Below are 16,056 nucleotides of genomic sequence, written 5' to 3'. Positions count from 1 at the left end.
CACGGAACACCTCGTGCGTGGGATGACCGTACTAGCACGTTTTCGCGCCCTACTGATCAAGAAACTTCATGACGACTTTGTTGCGCCCCTATTGGTATGTGCATGGCGAAGACGATACTGCGGAGGTGCGTGAACCGTTCCAACCGGAACGGACGTAGGGAGGTAGCAGTGACCCTGTTGAGCGACCCGCGAACACGGCGCAGACGCCTGGGAGTCGCGGCGGCCGCCGCCGGACTCATGGCAGCGCTGCTCACGGCCGGCCCGGCCGCGGCGATCCCCGACCCGGGTGACGGCCCGGCCTCGTCCAAGGAGGTCTCCTCGAGTGCGCGCGCCGAGGCGCGCGACGCCATCGCGAGCGGCGAGATCCCCGGCCAGGACGAAGTCGTCCACTCCGGCAACATCCAGCACCTGGCCAACATCCCGAAGGACGCGCTGCCCGGCTTCAACACCGACCTGGCCTTCCAGGGCAAGTACGCCTTCGCCGGCAACTACGACGGCTTCCGCATCTTCGACCTCAGCAACCCGAAGAAGCCGAAGACCGTCGCGCAGGTCCTCTGCCCGGGCGCGCAGAACGACGTGTCGGTCTCCGGCGACCTGCTGTTCCTGTCGACCGACTCCTCGCGCAGCGACAGCAGTTGCAACAGCACCACCCAGCCCGCGACGGAGAAGTCCTCCTGGGAGGGCATGAAGGTCTTCGACATCAGCGACAAGCGGAACCCGAAGTACGTCGCGGCCGTCGAGACCGCCTGCGGCTCGCACACCCACACGCTGGTGCCCGAGCGCAAGAACGTCTACGTCTACGTCTCCTCGTACTCCCCGAACGCCGCCTACCCCGACTGCCGGCCGCCGCACGACGGCATCTCGGTCATCAAGGTGCCGCGCAACGCGCCCGAGCGGGCGGCGGTCGTGAACTTCCCGGTGCTGTTCCCGGGCGAGGGCCCCGACGGCGGCGGCAACCCGGGCGGACCCACCAACCCGGGCGTCTCCAAGACCACGGGCTGCCACGACCTGACGGTCCTGCCCTCGAAGGACCTGGCCGCGGGCGCCTGCATGGGCGACGGCATCCTGCTCTCCATCAAGGACCCCGAGAACCCGAAGGTCATCGACCGGGTCCAGGACAACGTCAACTTCGCGTTCTGGCACTCGGCGACCTTCAACCAGAAGGCCGACAAGGTCGTCTTCACCGACGAGCTGGGCGGCGGCGGCGCGCCCACCTGCAACGCGGAGATCGGCCCTGACCGCGGCGCCGACGGCATCTACGACATCGTCGGCAAGGGCGACCACCGCAAGCTGGTCTTCCGCAGCTACTTCAAGATCCCCCGCCACCAGGCGGACACCGAGAACTGCGTGGCCCACAACGGCTCGCTGATCCCGGTCAAGGGCAAGGACCTCATGGTGCAGGCCTGGTACCAGGGCGGCGTCTCCGTGTGGGACTTCACCGACTCCGCGCGCCCGAAGGAGATCGCCTACTTCGAGCGCGGCCCGCTGAGCACCACGTCGCTCGCCACGGGCGGCTCCTGGTCGGCGTACTACTACAACGGCTACATCTACTCGAACGACATCGCCAAGGGCTTCGACGTCCTGAAGCTCGGCGACCGGCGCACCGACCCCGCCAAGCGGGTCCACCTGCGCGAGCTCAACGTGCAGACGCAGCCGAACTACTTCGACTGATCCGACTGGTCCGTCGGGCCGGCCGGCGGCGGGCACCCCGGTGCCGCGCCGGTCGCGAAGAACCGCGACAGATCCGTGTCGCACGTCCCGCCGGGGGCCTCGGTCTCCGGCGGGACACCCAGTTCCCAGTCCAGCCGGTAGCGCTCGAACAGCTCGGCGCGCAGCGCCGGCACGGGCATCGGCACCCCCGGCACCAGCGCGGCGAAGACGGCGCCCATCAGCAGGGCCCGCAGCATCGGATAGTCGTTGTCGACGTCCCGGGAGCCGTGCCGGGCCACGGTGTCCCGCAGCAGCTCGGCCAGCCGCCGCTGCTCGGGGCACGGCACGAACCCCTCCGCCTGGAGCAGGCCCGCCATGTGCTGGCGCATGAGCACCGGCCGGTCCCGGGCGAGCCCCAGGATCGCGTCGATGGCCCGCGCCATCCGCTCCGGCCCCTCGGGGGTGCGCGGCTCGCGCTCCAGGGCCTCCTCCAGCGTGCGGTGCATCAGCCGGTGCACCGCGGACTGCACCAGGTGGCGCTTGCCGGGGAAGTAGTACGAGACCAGACCGCGTGCGGACCCCGCCCGGTCGGCGATGTCGCCGAGCGTCGTCGCGTCGTATCCGCGCTCACCCACCAGCTCCACCGCGGCTTGCAGGAGCCGTTCCTTCGAACGCCTCCGCAACTCTTCATTGACCGAGGCGCTGCGCGGGGACATGCTGTACTCCTGCGTTGACTGGCGGACAGCCAACTATACTCAGCGCAGGCGGACCGGCCCCCGGCGGGGGTCCGTCCGGCTACCGTCTGCCTTGGGCGACACGGGGGATCGCCCAAGGCGGGCGGACGCAGTCATGGTTGCTTCGGGCTACCGCCCTGCCGGCGCCCATGGCCGACCGTCACCGCGACCTCAGCCCCGCGGGACGTCCTTGACGAACACGATGCCGTCGATGCCCGCCAGCTGGGCCGGGTCGAGCGGGGCGTAGCCGAACCACGGGGACTCGCGGGGCCCGGGCAGGGTGCCGCCGAGGGCGCCGGTCAGCCGCGCGGTGTCGACGAGGCAGCGGTCCTCCGGGAGCGCGTACAGCAGTCCCTCGACGGTGTCCGGCGGCGGCGTGTCCACCCCCCGGTGCCGCAGCGTGCCGAGTGCCGTGGCCACGAAGGCGTACTCCTCGCCGAGCCGGGCGCTCACCAGCGCACCGGCGCTCCACCACTCCACCGGGCCCTGCCACATCCGCATCGAGCTCTTCTCCCGCTGGAGGTGCGCGTTCTGGGCGTGGACGAGGGCCGGGCCCCGTTCGGCGAGGGCGAGGAGGTTGTGGGCCATCATCTGCGCCCGCACGGCCAGCAGGCGGCTCATGCGGGCCGGGGAGGTGTCGGCCATCCAGTGGTGGTAGCGCAGCAGGCCGGTCGCCGTCCGCGCGTACAGGCACGCCCGGTCCCAGTCGTCCCGTGAGCCCGTCGTGCTCAGGCGGGGCCGCTCCGTGTCGAGCAGCGCCGCCAGGTCGTCGGCCAGCAGCCGCAGCCGGCCGGCGTCTGCCGACCGCCCCACGGACGCGGCCGGGTCCGTCATCGCCGCGGGATCGGTCCACCGCTCGTCGGCGCCGAGCAGGCGGTCGAGCGTCTCCGGGGTGCAGGGGAGCAGCTCCGTCTCCACCTGGGCGGCGAGGTGGCCGTGGAGCGCGGTGAGCGCCTGCCGCGGGCTCGCGGCCGCCGTGATCTCCAGCGGGCCGTCGAAACCGGCGAAGCGGAGCCGCTCGGACGCGGGCCGGCCGGCGTTGTGGGCGCGCATCCAGCGCACGAGCTCACGGTTGGCCGGAAACGCGCCCCATCCATGGCTGATCCCGCTTTCCACGACCTCGTCGAGGGAGCCCGTGCCCGTGGCGACGTACTCGTCCACGGCCAGGGCCGTCATGCAGTCGCTCTCGATCGCGATCGTCCGGTAACCCTCCTCCTCGACCAGCTGCCGCACGAGCTCGTTGCGCAGGGTGAGCAGGGAGTCCTCCCCGTGGGTCGGTTCGCCCAGCGCGAGCAGCCGCGGCCGGGACGGGAGCAGCCCCATGAGGGCGGCGGCCTCGACGGCATGGACGGTGTCCTCGATGTCAGTAGCCATGGATTCAACCGTATCGTTGAACCTTCGGTGGATACTTTTCCCGCGATATCGTCGGCCCATGGGGAGAAACCTTCAAACCGGCGAACGGCTCAGGCCGGTCGACCTCGCGCGTCGGCACGGACTGTCCACGCAGGCGATCAGGAACTACGAGGAGGCCGGCATCCTTCCGGCCGCCGGACGCACGCCCACCGGCTACCGGACCTACACCCCGCTGCACGCGGGGGCCCTGCGCGCGTTCCTGGCCCTGGTGCCCGGTCACGGCCACCGGACGGCGACGTCGGTCATGCAGGCCGTCAACCGGGGGGCGGACGACGCGGCGTTCCGCCTCGTCGACGAGAGCCACGCCCAGCTCCTCGACGACCGGCGGACCCTCCAGGCCGTCGAGGGTGCCCTCCGCGACCTGGGACCCGCCCCGGCGGCCGGGCCGGCGGCGTCCGGGCCCGGCGACACGTTCATCGGGCCGCTGGCGCGAAGGCTCGGCATCCGGCCCGCGACACTGCGCAAGTGGGAGCACGCCGGGCTGGTGCACCCGCGCCGCGACCCGCAGACCGGGTACCGCGTCTACGACGAGGCCGCCGTACGGGACGCCCGGCTGGCCCACCAGCTCAGGCGGGGCGGCTACCTGCTGGAGCAGATCGCCCCGTTGATCGCCCAGGTGCGGGCGGCCGGCGGTCTGGAGCCGCTGGAGGGCGCACTGGGCGACTGGCACGCCCGGCTGTCCGCGCGCGGGCGGGCGATGCTGACCGGAGCCGCCGAGCTCGACGCCTACCTGCGCGAGCGGGGATGAGACCGCCGGCGGATCAGCGCACCAGGTCCAGCACCGCCCGCAGCGCGTCCGGCCGCTCCGCCACCGGCAGGTGGTCCACGAAGTGCACACCGCATCCGAGTGCCGCCGCGCCGCCGTCCGCCCGCCGGTCGTCGCCGACCATCAGCGTCCGCGCCGGATCGACGCCGAGTGCCGAGCAGGCCGTCGCGAACAGCCGGGGATCGGGCTTGCGGACGCCGTGCTCGTACGACAGGACGTACGTGCCGACGTACCGGTCGAGGCCGTGCTCGCGGAAGACGGGGCGCAGGTCCCAGCCGATGTTGCTGACCACCCCCACGGCGATCCCGCGCTCGCGCAGCGCGCTCAGCACCTCGACGGCATCGGGGTAGGGGCTCCACGCCCCCGGCGCCATGTGCCGGTCGTACAGCGCGTCGTGGAGCCCGGGATCGGGCAGCGGCACCTGACGGGACAGCCCGGTGTACGCCGCCCGGTGCAGCGCGGCGCTCTCGTCCCGCACCTCCCACACACCGGCGAGCTCCTCGGGCACCCGCAGCGGAGGTGCCCCGCCCGGCAGCGCACCGGCCGCCTCGAGCGCCAGGGCCGTCCTCGCCGACTCCTCGCCGGACAGCGCCACTCCTCGGTCGTCCAGCACCGTGCGCAGCCAGGCCGCGGCGGATTCGATGCGGAAGAGGGTCCCGGAGAAGTCGAACAGAACGGCAGCCATGGGCGGATGTTACGGGGCCGTGCGGTGCCCGCGGGCGGCCTTCGCGCTCACCGCGCCCACCGCCCGTGGGCGAGTACCGCGAGGGCCACCACCAGTGCGCCCAGGAGCCAGCCCGCGACGACGTCCGTCGTCCAGTGGACGCCCAGCCACACCCGGGTCACGCCGACGCCGGCCACCGAGACCACCGCCGCCGTCAGTGCGGTCCGGCGCGGACCGGGCGGGGCGCCGTAGTGGTGGAGCAGCCACACCAGCAGGCCGCACACGAAGGCGGCCGTCATGGCGTGGCCCGACGGGAAGGCCGCGTAGTGCGCGGAGTCCACGGGGTCGGGCCAGACGGGACGGGGACGGTCCACCGCGGCCTTGAGCACCTGCTGGAGCAGACTGCCCAGCGCACAGGTCACCGCCAGCCAGACGGCCGTGCGCCGGTCCCCGCGCCGCCACCACAGCCACACCACCACCAGGGCGCACAACAGGCGCATCGTCCAGGGGTCCCACACCCAGTCGGTGAGGACACGCATGACACGCGTGACGCCCGTCTCGTCGACCGCCCAGCGGTGGGTGGTGCGCGCGATGTCGGCGTCGAGACCGGTCAACGGGCGCCACTCGGCGGCGACCAGGACGAGCAGCACCACGGAGCACAGGGCCAGGCCCCAGGCCGTGCGGACGACGGTACGGGGCTGCGGCGGACGGGGCGGGGAGTCGACGGGCGGCGAGTGCATGCTGCGATACTCGCCGACCCGGGGGGCGGGGGGCCACTCCCCCCGCAAGTGATCCGTGTGCCAGGGGTGTCGGGGGCGGGAAGCCGCCCCGGCCTCAGCCCAGGGCCCGCAGCCCCGGCACGAACGCCACCAGCACCGGCACCACCGGCACCAGCGCGCCCGCCGCCGTCAGCCGCAGCCGCCGGGCCGCCGTCAGCCGGTCCCGCGGGGCGAGCAGCCGGTGCACCCGCCGCGGCACATCGGCGTGCGCGGCCGGGCAGGGCCCGAACACGCCGCGGTCCTCGTTGAGTTCGACCAGCGCCAGGGCGGTCGTCAGCCGGCCGAAGCGCCGGGAGGCCACGTCGTCGGCGGCGAGTTCGACCAGGCGGTGCATCTCCTCGCGGAACGCGGCGAACACCGGGACCCGCGGGAAGCCCTCGGCCAGCGCGGCCGAGCAGTGGAGCAGCCAGTCGTGCCGTGCCTGGGCGTGCCCCTGCTCATGGGCGAGCACCGCGTCCAGCTGCCGGCCCTCAAGGCGGCGCAACGCGGCGGTGGTGACGACCAGTTGCGGGGGAGTGCCGGGCAGCCACCAGGCGTCGGCGTGCTCACTCTCCAGCACGACGAGCCGGTCGCGCCCCGGCGCCTCGCCGGGCAACAGCGGCGCCCGGTCGCGCAGTCCGGCCCGGCGCAGCCGGCGCCGCGCCCGCGCCCGGACGACCTCGCGGGCCAGCATCGCGGCGCTCCGGAGTCCGCCGCAGGCCAGCGCGACGGCGGTCGTCGCCGCCCAGAGGCCGGCCGTGCCGAGCGCGTAGGCCTCCGCCACCGCGCGCGGCGCCGTCGCGAAGACGTGACCGCCGACCGCGTGCCAGGCCGCCGCCGCGCTGAACGTCATCGACAGCGCGCAGCACACCAGCACGGCCGCCACCACGCACTGCCACACCCACAGGGCGACCACCGGCTCGCGGTCCGGCCAGTCGGCCCGGGCGAGCAGCCGGGGGGCGGCGACGGCGGTCAGGGCGCCGAGCAGCAGCAGTGCCGCGGGGAGAAGCATGGGGGCAGCCTATGAGGGGGGTGGCGCGCGGGGGTACGGACCTTCGGTCGAAGTGACGCGGCCGACGGTCCCGCCCCGGCCCGCCGTGTCCCAACCGGCCTCACATCGTCAGCAGCATCGCCACCATCGCCAGCCCCATGGAGAGCCGGCAGGCCCGGGCGAGCTCCGGCCGGTCGCCCCACCGGGCGGACCCGCCCGTGCCCGCCACGGCGGGCACGGCGGGCACGGGCACCAGCCTGACCCCCGTCACCAGTACGTATCCGGTGAAGTAGAGCAGCAGGGCCCCGGTCAGCGGGGGAGCGCCCGAGCCGCCGTGCGCGTGACCGGAGGAGGCGGCCATCACCACGGCCATGTAGACCATGGCCCCGGCCCCGACCAGGTGGTGCAGGTGACGTGCGTTCGTACGGGCCGTCCACAGCGCGTGCAGCCCGGCCGCGCCGAACACCACCGCGTAGACGGGCCAGGCCCATGACGGCGGGACGAAGACGGCCGCCGGCACGGCCATCGCGGCCATGCCGAAGCCCATGAGCGCCTCACCTCCCGCGGCGCGGCGCTGCTCCTCGACGCTGCTGCGCATCCGCAGCAGGCAGTAGGCCCCGCTCGCCGCGCAGAGCGCGACCAGCAGCCAGCCGGACGACGCCGGTCCGTGCACGCGATCCCCCTCGATCCGCTCCGACGGTTGGTCAAGGGATGCCCCCGCACGGCGGCGTGCACGCGAGCGCGAGGGGGTACTCGGGGGGCGTTCGGGGGAGCGCGACCGACCGGGCAGAATCCTTTACAGGTAAAACACCTGTTAACATGGTTCTTCATGAGCAGTACGAACCCCACCTCCCCACGTTCCCGGCGCCTCCCGGTCGCCGGTGCGCTGCGCCTCGGGCGTCCCTCCGACATCTGGTTCAAGCCGGCCCTCAGCGTGGTCGCCGCGGTCGCGCCGCCCAGCCTGCTCCTGGTGGCGCTCGACCGGCTGGACCTGGCGGCGTACACCATGGCCGGGTCCCTGTGCGCCCTGTACGCCCACAACCGCCCGTACGCGGCCCGGGGCAGGACGCTGGCGTACGTGCTGCTCGGCATGCTGGGCGGTCTCGCGGTGGCCCTGGTCGCCGCGTCCCTCACCGACGAAGCCGTCGTCCTGGTCACCGTCGGCGCCGTGCTGGCCGCCGTCCAGAAGGTGCTGTGCGACGCCACTCGCGTCGGGCCGCCCGCCAACGTGATCCTCACCTTCGTCAGCTCGGCCTCGCTCTTCGTCCCGCAGACCCTCGGCCAGGTCCCCGGCCACCTCGCGCTCGCCGCCGCGGCCGGCGCGTGGGCCTGGCTGGTCGGCATGGCCCCCGCACTGGTCCGGCGGCACGGCCCGGAGCGCCGGGCCACCGCCCAGGCGCTGAACGCCAGTGCCGCGTACGCCGAGGCCGCGGGCGACGGTGACGGCGAGGGAGCCCCGGGGGCCCGGTCCGCCGCCTACGCCGCCGTCCAGGCCGCCTGGCAGACACTGCTGGCGGCCGGGAACCGTCCCTCGGACACCCGCCGCGCCCTCGAACGGCTCATCGTCCGCGCCGAGGTGACACTCGCCGCGCCGGCCGACTCCGACCCCGGACGCCTGCGGGACTGGGCCCGCGCCCTTCGCGGCACGGGACCGGTCCCGCGCACCGACGACTCCCGCGCGGACGCCGGCGAACTGCTGGGCGTGGCCGCGGAACGCGCCACCGCGCCGCGCCCGCTGTGGAGCAGGCTCGGACCGCTCGCCCCGATCGCCGTCCGCACCGCGCTCGGCTGCGCGCTCGCCGGCTACGCCTCCCTCGCCCTCGGCGTGGGCCGCCCCTACTGGGCGCTGGTCACCGCGGCCTCGCTCTACCAGGCCAACATCACGCTCACCTGGAGCCGGGCCGTGCAGCGCGTCGTCGGCAACCTGGTCGGCGTCCTGCTCTTCGCGGCCGTCACCCCGATCGCCCACCTCGGCCCGCTCGCCCTGGTCCTGTGCATCCTGGTCTGCAACTTCGGCGCCGAGGCGCTCATCGGCCGCAACTACTGGCTCGGCAGCGTCTGCGTGACCCCGCTGGCCCTGCTCGTCACCGAGCTCCCCGGCTACCAGCCGACCGGCGACCTGGTGACCGACCGCGTGGTGGACACCCTGATCGGCGCCCTGGTCGGCTTCGTCGCCGCCGTGGCCGTCACCAACCGGAGGGCGGGCCGGCGCGTGGAGCGGGCGCTCGACGCCGTCGGCCACGCCCGGGAGCGAGCCGCCCGTCTGCTGGCCGACCCGCAGGCGGCCCCCGAGGCCCTGGAGTCCGCCCGCCGGAACCTCGCCTCCGCGGTCGTCGACCTGCGGGCCACCGCCGACGCCGCGGCCGGAGAATGGTGGCAGCGCGCACTGCCGCAGGAGCGGGTGGTGCTCGCCGAGCAGGCGGCACACCGTACGCTCGCGGCGACGGTACGACGCAGGGGAACGCTCGCGGCCCCCGGCACGGACACGGAGGACGTACGGCCATGACGGCGACCGCGCAATCATCGGCGACCGGCGACGAAGAGCCCCGGTCCGGCGGTGCGCCCCCGCCCGACCGCCGGGGCGACACCGTCGCCATGGTCGTCGGGCAGTGGCGGGCCGTCCACCCCGGGCTCGACACCGGGCCCATGGAGGTCATCGGCCGCATCAACCGCTGCGCCGCCCTGCTCCAGCAGGCGGAGGACGCCCCCCTGCGCCGGGCGGGGCTGTCCCGCGCGGAGTTCGACCTGCTGGGCGCGCTGCGCCGCACCGGCCACGAGCTGACCCCGAGCGAGCTGGCCCGCGAGACGTTCTCCTCCGGCGCCGCCGTCACCAAACGCCTCAAGCAGCTCGGTGAACGCGGTCTGGTGGAGCGCCGCGGCGACGCCCGCGACCGCAGGGTCGCCCACGTCCGGCTGACCGACGCGGGACGCGACACGGTCGACGGCATCCTGCCCGCGCAGCTCGCCTACGAGAGCGCCGTGCTGTCCGGCCTGGACGGCCCGGAACTCGGAGAGCTCGCCGGTCTGCTCGGCGAGCTGCTGGTGCAGCTGGAGGGACGCCTGGGCGCCCTGCGCACGTGAGGCGCCGCGGGTTCCCGCCCGGACACGTTCCGTGCCGCGCTCGTCGTCCGCTCCCGCCGCCGCGCGCGGCCGGACCGGCCGGCGGTCAGATGCCCGGCCGGTACCGCAGCGGATGCCCGGCCGGGATCTCGACCAGGACGAGCGGCGTCCCGTCCGGGTCCGCGATCCACATCTCGATCAGCCCCCACGGTTCCTGGACCGGCGGACGGACGATCTCGACGCCGGCGGCCGCCAGCTCCTCGTGCGCCGCGGTGACGTCCTCGACCTGGAGCCACAACCGAACCTCACGGGAGGCGGCCGGGACCGCGTCGGCACGGCCCGAGAGCTCCAGGAACCCGCCGCCCAGGAAGTAGACGGTGCCGCGCTCCGGCCCCGTGCCGAACTCGCGGTGGACGGCGAGGCCGAGCTGGTCGCCGTAGAAGGCGCGGGAGCGGTCCGGGTCGGTGGGGCGGAGCAGAACGCGGCTGCTCAGTACATGCACCATGCGGGCGAGGGTAGCGGCCGGGATACGCTCGACCCCGTTCCGGCCACGCGAAAGCCGACGCGCACGACGAAGACGTACCCGACGAAGACGCACACGACGAAGACGCACACGACAGAGGGGGAACCCGCCCATGGAATCCGCCACCGACGCCGCTCCGGTCTTCCGCGACGCCACCGACGCCGACGTGGACGACATCGTCGCGCTCGTGGAGTCGGCGTACCGGGGGGACTCCAGCCGGGCCGGATGGACCACCGAGGCGGACATCCTCGCGGGGCAGCGGACCGACCCGCAGGGGGTGCTGGAGGTCATCGAGGCGCCCGACAGCCGGCTGCTGACGGTCGAGCGCGAGGGCCGGCTCGTCGCCTGCTGCCAGCTCGAACACCGCGGCGACCACGCCTACTTCGGGATGTTCGCGGTCAGTCCCGCGCTCCAGGGCGCCGGGCTCGGCAGGACGATCATCGCGGAGGCGGAGCGCCAGGCCCGCGCGACCTGGGGCGTCGGCGAGATGCGCATGACCGTGATCTCCGTGCGCGAGGACCTGATCGCCTGGTACGAGCGGCGCGGCTACCGCCGCACGGGAAAGATGACCCCCTTCCCGTACGGCGACGAGCGCTTCGGCGTCCCGCAGCGTGCCGACCTGCGGTTCGAGCTGCTGGTCAAACCGCTGGTCTGAGACTCACGCCGTGAAGCGACCGGTGCGTTTGATCTCCGGGTGGTCGGTCGTCGCGCCGTCCAGCCCCAGGGCGCGCACCAGCCTCAGCTGGTCCTGGGTGTTCACCGTCCAGGAGAAGACGCGCAGGCCCGCCCCGCGGGCCCGCTCCACGACCTCCAGCGTGATCCGGTTGATGTCCAGGCACAGGGTCGCGGCGCCCGCCGCGACGGCCCGGTCCACGACGTCGGGCCCGTAGTACTGCGCGACCAGGGCCGTCCGCACCCCGGGCACGAGCCGGGCGATCTCGGTGATGGCCTCGTCGTGGAACGAGATGACCTCCACCCGGTCCACCAGATCCCGGCGGCGCATCACCTCGGCCAGGGTCCGCGCCGCCGCCGCGTCCTTGATCTCGGCCTGCAACGGCACCGAGACGGCGTCCAGCACCTCCTCGAAGACCGGGATCCGCTCCCCGCGGCCCGCGTCCAGCGCGCGCAGATCCTCGAGCGTCATGTCGGCGATCGCCCCGGTGCCGTCCGTGGTGCGGTCCACGTCCGCGTCGTGCATGACGACGAGCGCGCCGTCCTTGCTCAGGTGCAGGTCCAGTTCGACGACGTCGAGGCCGGCCCGCTCGGCGGCGACGAACGAGCGCAAGGTGTTCTCGGGTTCGACACCCATGACTCCGCGGTGACCGATGGTGAGAAAGTTCAAGGCTCGACTCGCTTTCGTCGACGTCGGCGTGCGGGGCGGCGGCCCGGCAGCCCTGCGGGACCGTTTCCCCACAGCCGCGCGTGGTATACGGATCTCGGTACCCCACAGGAAAAAATGCGGCGATAGGCCGGGTGAGGCAGGATAATTTACGGGGGTGCCCCTTGCTGAGAGAAACCTCGTATGCATACGGTGTCGTGACGCAAGCTTCTCCCGTGGAGGATGGGACATGACGGAAATTCTTGTGCAGGTGGGTGCGGGGGAGAAGGTTCCTCCGGCGAGCAGGGTGGTGGAGCACCCGGCGTGGCCCGCGCTCAAGGATGCCGTGGAGCGGATCCGGCCATGGCAGTCCAAGGACGGGTCGATCGACTTCGACGCCGACGGCGCCCCGGAGCGCACCGCCGCAGAGGACGCGGTCCGCCGTGTCGCCGAGGCCGTGCGCGAGCTGTCCCCGCTGCTGCCGCACGACCGTGCCTACCACGAGGCGCTGGTCAAGGACCTCGGCCGCTGGGCCGACGGCGGTTTCCAGGTGCCCGACTTCCTCGACTCGCTGCTGGCCTTCCAGCCCGCCGCGAACCGCGCGGACGGCCTCCAGCACCTGGTCGTGTTCCCGATGTACACGCAGAACGGCAACCCGGACCGCAACCTCGAGGCGGTCGTGCTGCGCATGGTCTGGCCCGACTGGCTGGCCGAACTGGAGCGCACCCGCTACGACAACCCGCTGTTCTGCGGTATCACCTTCGAGGACTTCACGGCCGGGTACGACACCAACTCGGCCGTCCTCTTCCCGGAGACCATCGCCGTGCGCGAGGCGCCCGAGCGCTTCTCGTGGGGCGGCATCTTCTGCGACCGCGAGGCCGCCCGCTTCCGCCGCGTCACCGAGGCCGCCGTGGGCATCCTGGGCCTGGAGCTGCCCGAGGACGTCGCCGCGATGGTGCACGACCAGAAGCGCTGCGAGGAGGCCTTCGTCCTGTGGGACATGGTCCACGACCGCACCCACAGCCACGGCGACCTGCCCTTCGACCCGTTCATGATCAAGCAGCGCCAGCCGTTCTGGATGTACGGCCTGGAGGAGCTGCGCTGCGACCTCACCGCCTTCAAGGAGGCCGTGAAGCTGGAGTCGGACGGCGTCCCGCAGGCCCGTGACGTGCAGTACGCGGTGCTCTTCGACCGCATGTTCCGCTTCCCGGTCACCGGCGAGCGCGTGCGCAACTACGACGGCCTCGGCGGTCAGCTCCTCTTCGCCTACCTGCACAAGCACGACGTCGTGCGCTGGACGGACAACAAGCTCTTCATCGACTGGCAGCGCGCCCCGCAGGTCACCAACCAGCTGTGCGGCGAGATCGAGACGCTCTACCGCGACGGCATCGACCGCCCGAAGATCGTCCACTGGTTCGCCGGGTACGAGCTGGTCTCCGCCTACCTGGCCCCGCACCCGGGTTCGAAGTGGGCCAAGGGCCCCGACGCCCTGGACCTGACCCTGCCGCCGCGCAAGCTCGTCGACGACGTGCTTCCGGACGAGTTTCCGCTGAGCATGTTCTACGAGGCCCTGTCCAAGAAGCTGAAGAATGTGATCGCCTCCACGAAGGGCATCACGGCGGACGGTGCCGAGCGGGCCGCCGCGTGAGCGACGGCGGCGGCAAGAGGGAACCACAGCAGGCAGTACAGGCTCGGGAGGCGAGGACCATGGGGAACGGGGCGCTCGACGGCGCGGTGATCGCGGTGGCCGGAGCGGGCGGACCCGCCGGACGGGCCGCGCTGCTGCGGCTCGCCGAGGCGGGCGCGACCGTCGTCGGCTCGGACAACGACCCGGAGCGGCTGGCGGAGGCGGTGGACGCGGCGCGCTACGCGCACGGCGGCGCCACGGTCACCGGTGAGACGGTCGACCTGCTGGACCTCGACTCCGCCCGGGCGTGGGCGGACCGCACGGAGAAGGAGTTCGGGCGCGTCGACGGCCTGGTCCACCTCGTCGGCGGCTGGCGCGGCAGCCAGACCTTCACCAAGACCGACCTCGGCGACTGGGACCTGCTGGAGAAGCTGCTGGTCCGCACCGTGCAGCACACCACCCTCGCGTTCCACGAGGCGCTCCAGCGCAGCGACCGCGGCCGCTACGTCCTGATCAGTGCCGCCGGCGCGTCGCATCCGACCGCGGGCAACGCCGCCTACTCGGCCGCCAAGGCCGCGGCCGAGGCGTGGACGCTGGCCATGGCGGACTACTTCCGCAAGGCGGGGGGCGAGCAGGGGCCGACCTCCGCGGCTGCGATCCTGGTGGTCAAGGCGTTGGTGCACGACGCGATGCGCGCCGAGCGCCCCAACGCGAAGTTCGCGGGCTTCACGGACGTCAAGGACCTGGCCGAGGCGGTCGCCGGAGTCTGGGAGAAGCCCGCCGCGGAAGTGAACGGAAACCGTCTGTGGCTGACCGACAAGCCGTGAACCCGCCGAAGACCGACGCGCGTCGCCACCACGACCCCGAGGTCCGCGGATTCGCCAGCGACAACTACGCCGGCGCCCATCCGGAGGTGCTCGCCGCCCTGGCCCTGGCCAACGGCGGGCACCAGGTGGCGTACGGCGAGGACGACTACACGGCCAACCTCCAGCAGGTGATCCGCAGCCACTTCGGGCCGACGGCGGAGGCCTTCCCGGTCTTCAACGGCACCGGCGCCAACGTCGTCGCGCTCCAGGCGGTCACCGACCGCTGGGGGGCGGTGATCTGCGCCGAGAGCGCGCACATCAACGTCGACGAGGGCGGCGCGCCCGAGCGGATGGGCGGCCTGAAGCTGCTCACCGTGCCGACACCCGACGGCAAGCTCACCCCCGAGCTGATCGACCGGCAGGCGTACGGCTGGGACGACGAGCACCGCGCGATGCCGCAGGTCGTCTCGATCACCCAGAGCACCGAACTCGGCACGCTCTACACGCCCGACGAGATCCGGGCCATCTGCGAGCACGCCCACGCGCACGGCATGAGGGTGCACCTGGACGGCTCCCGGATAGCCAACGCCGCCGCCTCCCTGGACGTCCCGATGCGGACGTTCACCAACGCGGTCGGCGTGGACCTCCTCTCGCTCGGCGGCACCAAGAACGGTGCGCTGTTCGGCGAGGCGGTCGTCGTCCTCGACCAGGACGCCGTGCGCCACATGAAGCACCTGCGCAAGCTGTCGATGCAGCTCGCCTCGAAGATGCGCTTCGTGTCGGTGCAGCTGGAGGCCCTGCTCGCGAAGGACCTGTGGCTGCGCAACGCCCGGCACGGCAACGAGATGGCCCAGCGTCTGGCCGAGGGCGTACGCGCCGTGCACGGCGTCGAGATCCTCTACCCCGTGCAGGCCAACGCGGTCTTCGCGCGGCTGCCGCACGAGGTGAGCGAGCGCCTGCAGAAGCGCTTCCGCTTCTACTTCTGGGACGAGGCCGCGGGCGACGTGCGCTGGATGTGCGCCTTCGACACCACGGAGGACGACGTGGACGCCTTCGTCGCCGCGCTCAAGGAGGAGATGGCGCGCTAGGCAATGATGCATAGGTATGCGGTCACCTGAAAAGTCATTGACTTACGGGTGATCGCATTCCTATGCTCCGGCGCATGGAGCTCATCCAGAAGAACCCTGACCTGTCCGCCTATTTGGCCGCCGACGAGGTCATCGACCATGACCACCCGTACGTACGGGACGTGGCCGGACGCCTCGCCAAGGAGGCGGAGGACTCGTATGACTATGCGCGACTGGCGTTCGAGTTCGTGCGGGACACCATCCCGCACTCGCAGGACGCCGGCGATCCGCGCGTCACCTGGCGCGCCTCCGACGTCCTGCGGCAGCGCACCGGCATCTGCTACGCCAAGGCACACGCGCTGACGGCGCTGCTGCGTGCCGAGGACATCCCGACGGCCCTGTGCTACCAGCGCTTCGACGTGGTGCACGGGCTGGTCGCCGTACGGTTCGACGGCGCCTGGCACCGCCAGGACCCGCGCGGCAACAAGCCCGGGGTGGACGCGCGGTTCTCCCTCGGGCGGGAGCGGCTGGCCTTCGTGCCGGATCCCGCAGCGGGCGAGGCGGACTGCCCGGAGCTCTACGCGGCCCCCCACCCGGCCGTGCTGACCGCGCTGCGGGCGGCCACCGACCGCGCGCACCTCTGGGCGACGCTGCCCGCCGCCCTCCCGGCGTGACGCCG

At 73.0% G+C, this 16,056-nt stretch carries 17 protein-coding genes; 9 read left to right on the top strand and 8 right to left on the bottom strand.

All coding sequences use genetic code 11. The annotated features are described in order from the left end of the window. Positions 1-168 precede the first annotated feature (168 nt). On the top strand, positions 169-1,671 hold the full coding sequence (locus ACFWJB_RS22660) for an LVIVD repeat-containing protein (protein ID WP_385464039.1): 1,503 nt from the start codon (positions 169-171) through the stop codon (positions 1,669-1,671). Here ACFWJB_RS22660 and ACFWJB_RS22655 read toward each other — a convergent pair. Then, the gene (locus ACFWJB_RS22655; RefSeq protein ID WP_386924347.1) at positions 1,659-2,366 is read right to left on the bottom strand and encodes a TetR/AcrR family transcriptional regulator; all 708 of its coding nucleotides are present in this window, start codon (positions 2,364-2,366) and stop codon (positions 1,659-1,661) included. The genes ACFWJB_RS22660 and ACFWJB_RS22655 overlap by 13 nt on opposite strands. Before the next feature lie 189 nt (positions 2,367-2,555). Continuing rightward, positions 2,556-3,758: an erythromycin esterase family protein gene (locus tag ACFWJB_RS22650; protein ID WP_386924345.1), complete on the bottom strand. Its 1,203-nt coding sequence runs from the start codon at positions 3,756-3,758 to the stop codon at positions 2,556-2,558. Positions 3,759-3,816: 58 nt separating this feature from the next. Between ACFWJB_RS22650 and ACFWJB_RS22645 the strand changes: the two genes are divergently transcribed. After that, positions 3,817-4,545: a TioE family transcriptional regulator gene (locus ACFWJB_RS22645; RefSeq protein WP_386924343.1), complete on the top strand. Its 729-nt coding sequence runs from the start codon at positions 3,817-3,819 to the stop codon at positions 4,543-4,545. Positions 4,546-4,558: 13 nt separating this feature from the next. Here the strand turns inward: ACFWJB_RS22645 and ACFWJB_RS22640 are convergent, their stop codons facing one another. From ACFWJB_RS22640 to ACFWJB_RS22625, 4 genes are all read right to left on the bottom strand, one after another. After that, a complete protein-coding gene (locus ACFWJB_RS22640) occupies positions 4,559-5,248 on the bottom strand; it encodes an HAD family hydrolase (protein WP_386924341.1) in 690 nt (229 codons plus the stop codon). Positions 5,249-5,295: 47 nt separating this feature from the next. After that, positions 5,296-5,967 carry a phosphatase PAP2 family protein gene (locus ACFWJB_RS22635; RefSeq protein ID WP_386924339.1) on the bottom strand — a complete coding sequence of 224 codons (672 nt, stop codon included), beginning with the start codon at positions 5,965-5,967 and terminating at the stop codon, positions 5,296-5,298. 94 nt (positions 5,968-6,061) lie between these two features. After that, positions 6,062-6,997 (bottom strand): M56 family metallopeptidase, encoded by a 936-nt coding sequence (locus ACFWJB_RS22630; protein ID WP_386924337.1) that lies wholly within the window; start codon positions 6,995-6,997, stop codon positions 6,062-6,064. Between the two features lie 100 nt (positions 6,998-7,097). Next, positions 7,098-7,649 (bottom strand): DUF5134 domain-containing protein, encoded by a 552-nt coding sequence (locus tag ACFWJB_RS22625; protein ID WP_385464022.1) that lies wholly within the window; start codon positions 7,647-7,649, stop codon positions 7,098-7,100. A 156-nt stretch (positions 7,650-7,805) separates the two neighbouring features. On the opposite strand from ACFWJB_RS22625, the gene ACFWJB_RS22620 reads away from it, so the two are divergent. Further along, positions 7,806-9,482: an FUSC family protein gene (locus ACFWJB_RS22620; RefSeq protein ID WP_386924335.1), complete on the top strand. Its 1,677-nt coding sequence runs from the start codon at positions 7,806-7,808 to the stop codon at positions 9,480-9,482. Continuing rightward, positions 9,479-10,057, top strand: a complete 579-nt coding sequence (locus ACFWJB_RS22615; RefSeq protein WP_386924333.1) for a MarR family winged helix-turn-helix transcriptional regulator — start codon at positions 9,479-9,481, stop codon at positions 10,055-10,057. The genes ACFWJB_RS22620 and ACFWJB_RS22615 overlap by 4 nt, the downstream gene beginning before the upstream one ends. Before the next feature lie 85 nt (positions 10,058-10,142). On the opposite strand, the gene ACFWJB_RS22610 is transcribed toward ACFWJB_RS22615, so the two are convergent. After that, positions 10,143-10,541 (bottom strand): VOC family protein, encoded by a 399-nt coding sequence (locus ACFWJB_RS22610; protein WP_386924331.1) that lies wholly within the window; start codon positions 10,539-10,541, stop codon positions 10,143-10,145. Between the two features lie 130 nt (positions 10,542-10,671). On the opposite strand from ACFWJB_RS22610, the gene ACFWJB_RS22605 reads away from it, so the two are divergent. Then, positions 10,672-11,214, top strand: a complete 543-nt coding sequence (locus ACFWJB_RS22605) for a GNAT family N-acetyltransferase (protein WP_386924329.1) — start codon at positions 10,672-10,674, stop codon at positions 11,212-11,214. A gap of 3 nt (positions 11,215-11,217) precedes the next feature. On the opposite strand, the gene ACFWJB_RS22600 is transcribed toward ACFWJB_RS22605, so the two are convergent. After that, a complete protein-coding gene (locus tag ACFWJB_RS22600) occupies positions 11,218-11,901 on the bottom strand; it encodes a glycerophosphodiester phosphodiesterase (protein WP_386924327.1) in 684 nt (227 codons plus the stop codon). A gap of 226 nt (positions 11,902-12,127) precedes the next feature. Between ACFWJB_RS22600 and ACFWJB_RS22595 the strand changes: the two genes are divergently transcribed. From ACFWJB_RS22595 to ACFWJB_RS22580, 4 genes are all read left to right on the top strand, one after another. Further along, positions 12,128-13,525 carry a DUF6421 family protein gene (locus ACFWJB_RS22595; RefSeq protein WP_385464004.1) on the top strand — a complete coding sequence of 466 codons (1,398 nt, stop codon included), beginning with the start codon at positions 12,128-12,130 and terminating at the stop codon, positions 13,523-13,525. A 59-nt stretch (positions 13,526-13,584) separates the two neighbouring features. Further along, positions 13,585-14,331, top strand: coding sequence for an SDR family NAD(P)-dependent oxidoreductase (locus ACFWJB_RS22590; RefSeq protein WP_385464001.1), 747 nt, complete (start codon positions 13,585-13,587; stop codon positions 14,329-14,331). After that, positions 14,328-15,398, top strand: coding sequence for a threonine aldolase family protein (locus ACFWJB_RS22585; protein WP_385464069.1), 1,071 nt, complete (start codon positions 14,328-14,330; stop codon positions 15,396-15,398). The genes ACFWJB_RS22590 and ACFWJB_RS22585 overlap by 4 nt, the downstream gene beginning before the upstream one ends. Before the next feature lie 74 nt (positions 15,399-15,472). Continuing rightward, positions 15,473-16,051 carry a transglutaminase family protein gene (locus ACFWJB_RS22580; protein WP_385463998.1) on the top strand — a complete coding sequence of 193 codons (579 nt, stop codon included), beginning with the start codon at positions 15,473-15,475 and terminating at the stop codon, positions 16,049-16,051. The last annotated feature ends 5 nt before the right edge of the window (positions 16,052-16,056 follow it).

The sequence above is a fragment of the Streptomyces sp. NPDC127100 genome (genome assembly GCF_042724095.1).
Lineage (GTDB): Bacteria > Actinomycetota > Actinomycetes > Streptomycetales > Streptomycetaceae > Streptomyces.
This window is presented reverse-complemented; position numbering and strand designations above follow the sequence as displayed.